This is a genomic window from Methylocaldum sp. (assembly GCF_039794385.1).
In the GTDB taxonomy this organism is placed as follows: Bacteria; Pseudomonadota; Gammaproteobacteria; order Methylococcales; family Methylococcaceae; genus Methylocaldum.
In genome coordinates this window covers 34347-43237 of sequence record NZ_JBDIVO010000010.1, presented here as the reverse complement: position 1 = coordinate 43237, position 8891 = coordinate 34347, and the positions used below count along the sequence as shown (strand labels likewise).

Here is an 8891-nt window from a genome sequence, read left to right as displayed (position 1 = left end):
CTTCAGTCTGTTCGATGATCTCGCGGAAGAGCTGGAACCGGACGCGTCCTCCATTGAACCCGAGCCGCTGGATTCCGTTCCGGAGCCTTTGGTGACGACCGCCACGGCGGATGACTGCTGGTTCTAAGTCAACTACCCTGCCCTGAAGGGCGGAGCTTGTGAAGCAAGCTAGGTTGACCAGCCTTAGCCCCTCGCATGGATGTGGAAAGGGGCTACGTTACACGGAGGTCGATCACACCTACCCCGGAATGCTTCCTCAGTTCCGGGCTCTAGAACCGGTGGATCGTGCTGTGGAAAGGTAAAGCCGCGAAGGTCCTCCGGGCTGTAAGACCGCTTACAGGAGCCGCCGTGTAACCTTGGCGAGGGGAGACGAACCGCAAGGTTCGCGTCACTAGGCCCGTAAGGGCGTTTTTGAAACACGAGGTACGGTATGGCCGTATATGTACTGGACAAACGAAAGAACCCCCTGATGCCGTGCTCGGAGAAGCGGGCGCGGCTCTTGTTGAGGCGCGGTCGGGCCGTGGTGGTTAGGGTGTATCCCTTTACCATTCGACTCAAGGACCGAATTGGCGGCCGGTGCCAGCCGGTCCGGCTGAAGCTCGATCCGGGGAGCCGGACAACGGGCTTGGCGCTCGTCCGTGAGGACGGCGACACTCAGCACGTGCTTTGGCTAGGCGAGCTAGACCATCGCGGTCAGGCGATTCGCGATGCCTTGAGTCAACGCCGCCTTCCGTCGGCGGCGGCGGAGCGCCAACCTCCGCTACCGCGCCAGGCGCTTTGACAATCGCCGGCGTTCCTCAGGTTGGCTGCCGCCGAGTTTGCGCCATCGGGTGGAGACGATAGCCGCCTGGGTGGCTCGGCTCCGGCGCTGGGTGCCGGTGACCGGGATCAGTCTGGAACTCGTCCGCTTCGACACCCAAGCCCTGCAAACCCCCGACATCAAGGGCGTCGAGTACCAGCATGGGACGCTCTTCGGTTACGAGCTGCGCGAATACCTGCTCGAAAAGTGGGGGCGTCAGTGCGCCTACTGCGGGAAGGAAAACGTGCCGCTCGAGATCGAGCACATTCACCCCAAGAGCCGGGGCGGATCGGATCGGGTGTCGAACCTGACGCTTGCCTGCCGGCGGTGCAACGAGGCGAAAGGGAATCGGCCCGTGGAGGCGTTTCTGGCCGACCGGCCGGACTTGCTGACGCGGATTTTGACTCAGGCCAAGGCGCCGCTTCATGACGGGGCTGCCGGTCGAGACTGGGAGTGGAGGCCGGACGAAGTGGAACCGCTCGCGGCTGGGAATCCCCAAGACGCATGCCCTGGATGCGGCCTGCGTCGGAAGGATCGAGGCATTGGTAGATTGGCGGCGGCTGGTTCTCTGTATCAAAGCGACTGGCCGAGGCGACTATCAACGGACACGCCTGGACCGGTTCGGTTTCCCGCGCGGGTATCTCCTGCGCCGGAAGCAGGTACGAGGGTTTCAGACTGGGGACCAGGTCCGTGCCGTGGTGCCGGCTGGGAAAAAAGCCGGAGTGTATGTCGGCCGCGTGGCGGTCCGCGCCAGCGGATCGTTCAACATTCAAACGCCCGATGGGATCGTACAAGGGATTCATGCCCGGTATTGCACGCTAATCCAGCGGGCGGACGGGTATGGGTATGTTCTTCAACCAAAGATAGCACTTGAGATTAAGGAGGAAGCGAGCAAGGCCGCCTGACGGCGGGCGCTATCCCTCCCCGCCCTGAAGAGCGGGGTCTCTCGCGCAATATTGATGAGCATCATGAGAACCGTCAGGATCATCCACTGCGGTGTGCCTCCGGGTGGCTGGCAAACGGAATTCGGTGTTCAGGGGCCGGAAGGACTCTTTCACAAGTCACAAGGATTCGTGGACGGCAACACCCATGCCGCCGCTATTCGAGAGGCGCTTCGCTTTGGTCTGAGTCATTACTTCGATCAAAACGGGAACCGGATTGCGATTAAGGCGCCCCGTGAAGCGTAGCCATTGATCATCACCCCCAAGGGGCAAATCGCGCCCTTCGGGGTGGGATTTGCCTCCTTTTTAATGGAGGCAAAGAATTTATGAAAACGAATCGAAGCCTAAACAACGCGTTCCCCATCGTCGCTGCGGCGTTGGGCAACAAGCTGGGCGTCAAGGTCCGTGTGGGCGGCCAGGACGCCGAGACGGACGGTGACACCATCACTGTCCCGGCCTACGACGGCGACAATCCGGGCTACCGGGACGTCGCCTGGGGCTACCTTGCCCACGAGGCGGGCCATGTCCGTTATACGGCGTTCGACTACTTCGCGCAGGCGGCTTCGGTGCCGATTCGGAAGGCCATCCTCAATGTCCTTGAGGATGTTCGCATTGAAAGGCGGCTCGCCGAACGCTATCCGGGTACGCGCCTGACGATCGAGAAGACGGTCGGAAAGCTGATCGCCGAGGGCGGTTTCACGGTACCTCAGCCGGATACCCATCCGGCGGCGGTGTTGCAGGACTTTCTGCTGTTCCACCTTCGGACATGGGAACTCGGACAAACAGCCCTGGCGGACCTGGCGGATGCGGCGGAGCGCCTGATCGAGGACCGTTTTCCGTCCGGCGCGGTGACCCGGCTTTTCGGGCTGTTGTCCGAGGTTCCGGCTCTGACCGGAACGCGGGAGTGCCTGAGCCTGACCGATCGCATCCTGCGCATGCTCCAGGACGAACTGGAGAAGGCAAATGAAGAGCAGCCGTCCGATTCAGGAGGCCAGAGCGGGCCAGGCGCCCCAACCGGAAACGCCCAGCCCAATCCTCGGCCGGCCGAATCGGACGATAGCGCCACGACTGACACCCCGAGTGGGCGTGCCGACGCTGCGCCAGAGATTGATCCGAATGCACCGGTCGATGGCGCCATTGCATCGCCGTCCTCGGACTCGCCAGACAGCACTACCGACGAGGCGATCCACGTGCTGCGGGCGGTTCTATCTGCTGGAGCCGACGATGTGGGTCAGGATCTCTTCGAATGCGCTCGGGACATCTTGAGACTCACGGCGTCTCAAGCCGCGAACATTCACTTCCCGACGGCCGATGAGCCGCCGAGCCGACCGAAAGAGGGTCAGGGGCTCCTCGACAAAACGGTGAGGGAATCGAGCCGAATCCGGGCCACGTTGCAGGGCCTGGTGCAAGCCAGTCGTCTGAAACGACCCGTGGCGAAGGCCTCGGGCCGTAAGGTGGCGAGAAACCGCCTCTACCGGCTCTCCACTGGCGATGCGCGGGTGTTTGAACGGCGCTCGCCGCAGTCGGCGCCGAACACCGCCGTACATGTGCTTTTGGATCGTTCGCCTTCGATGCAAGGTACGGTGAGCCACGAGCAGACCGTCGTGGGTCAAAGAATCGACCTGGCCTGGGACGCCTGCATGGCGTTGGCCCTGGCGCTGGAAGGCCTATCCGGCGTCAATCCGGCGGTCACGGCCTTTCCGGGATACGAGGGCCGTGCCGACAGCGTCTATCGAGTGATGGACCACGGGCAACGGGTTCGGCAACGTGCGCCTTATTTCGGTTTGGGAACCGACGGCGGCACGCCGCTGGCCCAAGGCCTCTGGTATGCCGCGAGCCGATTGCTGGCCTGCCGAGAACCCCGCAAGGTCATTCTGGCTTTGACCGACGGCGAGCCCGACTGCCTGGAAGCCACGCGGGATATTCTCGCCCGCTGTGCCGCGACCGGGATCGAGGTGGTGGGGATTGGCCTCGGAATCGAGGTTAGCCACCTCTTTGAATGTTCGATCTCGATCATGCAGCTCCATGAGCTTCGAGCCCGGTTGTTCGAGCTGTCGCGGGATCTCCTAATCGCCGCCTAAAATCCGTGCGCCGACTTCGCGTCGGCGCCTTTTCCCCTGATCTTGCAGACGGCGAGGTCAGCGGAAAAGCCGATTCGTTCAGACGCTCGTTTCGGCGAGCGCTGACTCCTGCCTTTGGCAGGCGTTCCGCCTCCGGGCGGCGGGGAAGTCAATCTTCTCCGAACCGGGTGCGTTAAGCCTGGTTATTCGACGGCTGCGAGCCCTTCGCAGTCATTCATCAACCCCACCGGGGCGTCATCGCCTCCAGGGGTTCATGGCGCTCCTTTTTTGTCAGAGGTGCGCTTATGAATTTTCTTTTCGGAGTGATTTTCCTGGGGCTGGCCATCCTGGCGATAAAAGCCGTGATGTCCGCGCTCCAAACGGTCGCCACCGGGCTTTGGACCCTGGCGACCGTTGTGGCTGAACGCCGGCCAAGACCGGTGCAACGCGAGGAGGCGCCGATTCTTCGGATGCCGATTCCCGATCGGAACTGGCAACAACTCTCTCGGGAGGTCCAGGACGCCATCCGTGCGCGGCGTCCCCGTGATCCGGGAGCCCGCCGACTCGCGCAACTCGAACTCGAGATCGAAATCGCGCGGTGCGAGATCGAGCTCGCGAAATTGAAGGCCGAAAAGGCCGCCATCAAGATGCGAACTCGAAAGCCCCGATCGGAGAACGGGCAGATGGATCTGTTCACTGCGGATCGTTCGACCGCGCAGGCACAACTTGAAGTGATGCGCGGCGTTTTAGGACGCGGCACCGGGCGGACGCGAGATCCGCTATCCGGCTCATTTCCGGATCCCAAGGCGCGAGCAGTCCCAAGGCATGGATCACTTCGTCCAGGAGCTGGACGAAGTGATCCCGGCCCCCATTGATCAGCTGCCAACCGTCGCGATCGGCGGATGGCGCTGAACTCGCACTCTCCTGGGAAGTGTCACCGCGCTCCAGGAGGTATGCTGCGGCAAGCGCCTTCTTTCGGGCCATCTCGGGCGCCAAACGCCGTAGCGCTGTCATGTTGGCGTGGAGGCGCCGGTCGGCGGAATTCTGGAGGTCGAGGTCCGATAAGTCGGCGAACTCGTCCTCCAACGCCGCGAGCGTGCGGAAGTAGTCATTACATGTCTCGATTGTCTGACGTGCCTCGGCCGCTTGCTGATCGGGATCGGTATGAATTGTCGGATCCGGATCCCGAGGTTTCCTGGCGTTCAAGCTTGACTTGATTCGAAGGGCGGCCAACCGGCACTGGATTCGTTGAAACATCCAATTTCTCCACAAGGGGTCACATCCGAACGTTTAACAGAGAAACCTGGATTTGCAAGCGATCTTCGGGGAGCATACCCCTTGGGATGCTCCTCGTTCACATCAATTTCGGCATGAGGAGCAAAAACGTGATCGAGGTTAAAGAGACTATCCGTAACATAGATACGGCCCGAGATTCTGCAGCTACGAATATGATCACTACGAAGCGAAAACCGAACGGTGACTACTGGTTATTCAAGGACAGTGTCAAAGTCGGGTACGTATTCAAGTGCAGAGGCCGCGGATTTGGGCTCTCACTGGACGGTATTTATTGGCGGGGAGAAGCACCTTCTCGAAAAGGAGGATGTACTTCGAAACGCTTTCTCAGGCTACGAGACGCACGGGCAGCTGCTGAAATCGTGCTGGAAAGAATAGCGCCCTAACGATCGTTCAACCCTTTAAAACCCTGCCCAGGGGAGCGTTACTCCCCTGTGGGGGATTGATGTCTCCTTTGGGCATCCATCATGCCCATCCCGCCGGGATTCTGAAGGCCTTCCGCGTGGGAGGTTTTGAGAATCCCGGTGGGCCGGGTAACCTTGAAACGAAGGAGATAACAATGAAAACACAGCCTATATCCAAAGACGTTCTCTTGGAGAAATACGCCAAGCAGGGCGAATCCACACAGAATGAGATCTTTCGGCGGGTTGCCAAAGCGCTCGCTTCGGTGGAAAACGACAGAGAAACCTGGTCGAAACGTTTTCTCGAAGCGTTACAAGGGGGATTCATTCCAGCCGGCCGGATCATGTCCGCGGCCGGAACGGACATCAGAGCCACCTTGATCAATTGCTTCGTACAACCCATAGGGGATTCGGTCTCGGAAGAGGTCGACGGCAAGCCGGGTATTTACACGGCCTTGTCGGAAGCGGCCGAGACCATGCGCCGCGGGGGTGGTGTGGGGTATGACTTCTCCGCCATCCGCCCGAACAGCGCCACGGTCAAGAGCACGGCCAGCAGCGCCTCGGGGCCGATCTCGTACATGAGGGTCTTCGACCGCTCGTGCGAGACCGTGGAATCGGCGGGTGCGCGACGGGGCGCTCAGATGGGAATCTTGCGTTGCGATCATCCGGACATCTTTGACTTCGTGCATGCGAAGGATACCGCCGGTGAACTCCGTAACTTCAACATCTCGGTGGGCATTACCGATGCGTTCATGCACGCGGTGGAAGCTGACCTCGAATGGGAACTGGTACACAAGGCCGAACCCAGCGAAGCACAGAAGGCGGCCGGCGCCGTTCGTCGTGAGGATGGTCTTTGGGTGTACCGTAGGATCCGAGCCCGTGAATTGTGGGCTGAGATCATGCGCAGCACCTATGATCATGCCGAGCCGGGGGTGCTGTTCCTGGACCGCATGAATGCGGAGAATAACCTCTATTACTGCGAGGCCATCGAGGCGACCAACCCTTGTGCCGAAGAGCCGCTGCCGCCCTATGGCTGCTGCTGTTTGGGCAGCATCGATCTGACGCAGTTCGTGAAACAGCCGTTCACCGACCAAGCGTCGTTTGATTATGACGATTTCGGTACGGTGGTCGGCACTGCCGTCCGCATGCTAGACAACGTGCTGGCGGTGACGTACTGGCCATTGGAGCAGCAGCGTCAGGAAGCGATGTCCAAGCGGCGGATCGGACTCGGGTTCACCGGACTTGGAGATGCCTTGATCATGCTCGGGTTGCGCTACGACCGGGAGGATACTCGAAAACGAGTGGCCTGCATCGCGGAAGGTTTACGCAACCGCGCGTATGAGACCTCCATCGAGCTGGCCAAGGAAAAAGGTGCCTTCCCGCTGTTCGAGGCGGAGCGATATCTCGCGTCGGGCTTTGTCATGCGGTTGCCGGAAGCGCTCCGGGAGGGCATAAGGATGCACGGTATTCGCAACAGTCACCTGCTGAGCATTGCGCCTACGGGCACGATCTCGCTGGCCTTTTGCGATAACGCCTCGAACGGCATCGAGCCACCTTTCGCCTGGACCTACACCCGGAAGAAACGGATGTCGGATGGCTCGATCGAGGAATACGCCGTGGAGGATCATGCCTACCGCCTCTATCGCGAGGCGGGTGGTGATGTTTCCAATCTGCCTTCGCATTGGGTAACCGCCCTGGAGATCTCGGCGCTCGAACACATGCGGATGCTCCAAGCGGTCCAGCCGTTCATCGACTCGTCGATCTCCAAGACGGTCAACGTGCCGGCGGATTATCCGTTCGAGGCGTTCGAGGACCTTTACCTGGAGGCCTGGCACGCGGGCCTGAAGGGGCTGGCGACCTACCGGCCGAATACGATCGTGGGACAGGTTTTGGTGGCCGATTCGTCCACCGGCACGCTCAGTGCGGCCGCGACGGACGAAGGCCAAAAGCCTGACTTCGACCGGTCCGATCCGGACCGAAGGCTGCGTCTCGATGCCGTGCCGGAACCCACGCTGGCTTCTTTGCGGTGGCGAAAGCGGCCGCGTCCAGTGGGAGGCAATCCGGCCTGGTGCTACATGGTTGATCATCCACGTGGCAGTTTCGCACTGTTCATTGGCCATATCGAAAACGGGGGAAAGCACCCGTTCGAGGTGTGGATCAACGGGGCGGAACAACCTCGAGGGCTCGGCGCCTTGGCGAAGTCGCTGTCGATGGACATGCGGTCCAACGATCACGGCTGGGTGAAGGCGAAATTGGACAGCTTGATGAAGGCGCACGGGGATGATGGCTTCGAATTGGCCCTGCCGCCAGAGGGCGAACCCCTCCGGGTGCCCAGTCTGGTGGCCGGGTTCGCCCAACTCGTGCACTACCGGTGCAAAGAGCTAGGCGTGTTCGAGGAAGCCGTCATGGTGATCGCCGGCACGCCCGTGCTGGACGCTCTGATGTCGCCGAAGGAACCGAAAACCGGGACCGATGGCACGCTGAGCTGGACGGTCGATGTACTGAACCCCGGCACGGGCGACGACTTCGTGATGGGCGTGAAGGAACTGGTGTTGCCGAATGGCAGCCGTCGGCCGTACTCGGTCTGGTTGTCCGGTGAATACCCCCGCGTTTTGGACGGACTTTGCAAGAGTCTGTCTTTCGATATGCGGGTGATCGATCCCGCCTGGATCGGGGCGAAGCTGCGCCAGTTGCTGGATTTTCCGGAAGCGCGAGGGGATTTCCTCGCCTGGGTGCCGGGACAGAAGCGCAAGTCGAGTTATCCGTCCACGGTGGCTTACCTGGCAAGGCTGCTGATCCATCGGTATGCCATGCTGGGTGTTCTTGATGAGGATGGCTATCCGGTGGAAGAGATGGGGCTCGTGACGTACGAGGCCGACAATATTGTGTCCCTTCGTACCCGTGCTGCGGGCGCCATGGAGGTGGCACCCGGCAGGCGCTGCGACGAGTGCGGAAATTACGCTGTCATTCGGAAGGATGGCTGTGATTTCTGCACGGCCTGTGGCACGACCGGGGCCTGTGGATGATGAGCGCGGCACTCCAGATTGGAGTGCCGCTGTTTTTACCGGCGGAGATCGTGTGTGCTGTGTCCTAAAACTACTGCGTGGTGTGTCCTAAAACTACTGATATTTGTAGTCTTGGCAGTGTAAGAAAGCGACGATTGACATCCTCCCACGCCTTTAGGCCTTATCTTTACGTACATCTTTTTCTATGGCTTTTTGGGTTGAGAACGAGCCACCTGTCCACCAGGTTATCAAGCCGCCGCAGGCCACATCAAACCACCGTCACGCCCGGCGGTTGCCCGCTATGGCGGCCGTGATAACCTCCCAGTTCGGCAATTCACAGCGTCGCGTGGGTGGGGTCCGGGTACGGCGCTTATAAGGCGCCAAGGCCTGCC

Annotated in this window: 5 protein-coding genes and 1 pseudogene; 5 read left to right on the top strand and 1 reads right to left on the bottom strand. The window is 60.8% G+C overall.

From position 1 onward, the window contains the following. Positions 1–430: 430 nt before the first annotated feature. The 4 genes and pseudogenes from iscB to ABJK70_RS01940 form a co-directional block, all read left to right on the top strand. A pseudogene (gene iscB / locus ABJK70_RS01955) lies at positions 431–1193 on the top strand (RNA-guided endonuclease IscB); the annotation flags it as partial. 31 nt (positions 1194–1224) lie between these two features. Further along, positions 1225–1704, top strand: coding sequence for a hypothetical protein (locus ABJK70_RS01950; protein ID WP_347257316.1), 480 nt, complete (start codon positions 1225–1227; stop codon positions 1702–1704). 54 nt (positions 1705–1758) lie between these two features. Next, on the top strand, positions 1759–1986 hold the full coding sequence (locus ABJK70_RS01945; protein WP_086132943.1) for a hypothetical protein: 228 nt from the start codon (positions 1759–1761) through the stop codon (positions 1984–1986). 80 nt (positions 1987–2066) lie between these two features. Beyond that, on the top strand, positions 2067–3821 hold the full coding sequence (locus ABJK70_RS01940; RefSeq protein WP_347257315.1) for a nitric oxide reductase activation protein: 1755 nt from the start codon (positions 2067–2069) through the stop codon (positions 3819–3821). A 672-nt stretch (positions 3822–4493) separates the two neighbouring features. Here the strand turns inward: ABJK70_RS01940 and ABJK70_RS01935 are convergent. Next, positions 4494–5057 carry a hypothetical protein gene (locus tag ABJK70_RS01935; RefSeq protein WP_156881396.1) on the bottom strand — a complete coding sequence of 188 codons (564 nt, stop codon included), beginning with the start codon at positions 5055–5057 and terminating at the stop codon, positions 4494–4496. Between the two features lie 595 nt (positions 5058–5652). On the opposite strand from ABJK70_RS01935, the gene ABJK70_RS01930 reads away from it, so the two are divergent. Continuing rightward, on the top strand, positions 5653–8520 hold the full coding sequence (locus ABJK70_RS01930) for an adenosylcobalamin-dependent ribonucleoside-diphosphate reductase (protein ID WP_086132938.1): 2868 nt from the start codon (positions 5653–5655) through the stop codon (positions 8518–8520). The last annotated feature ends 371 nt before the right edge of the window (positions 8521–8891 follow it).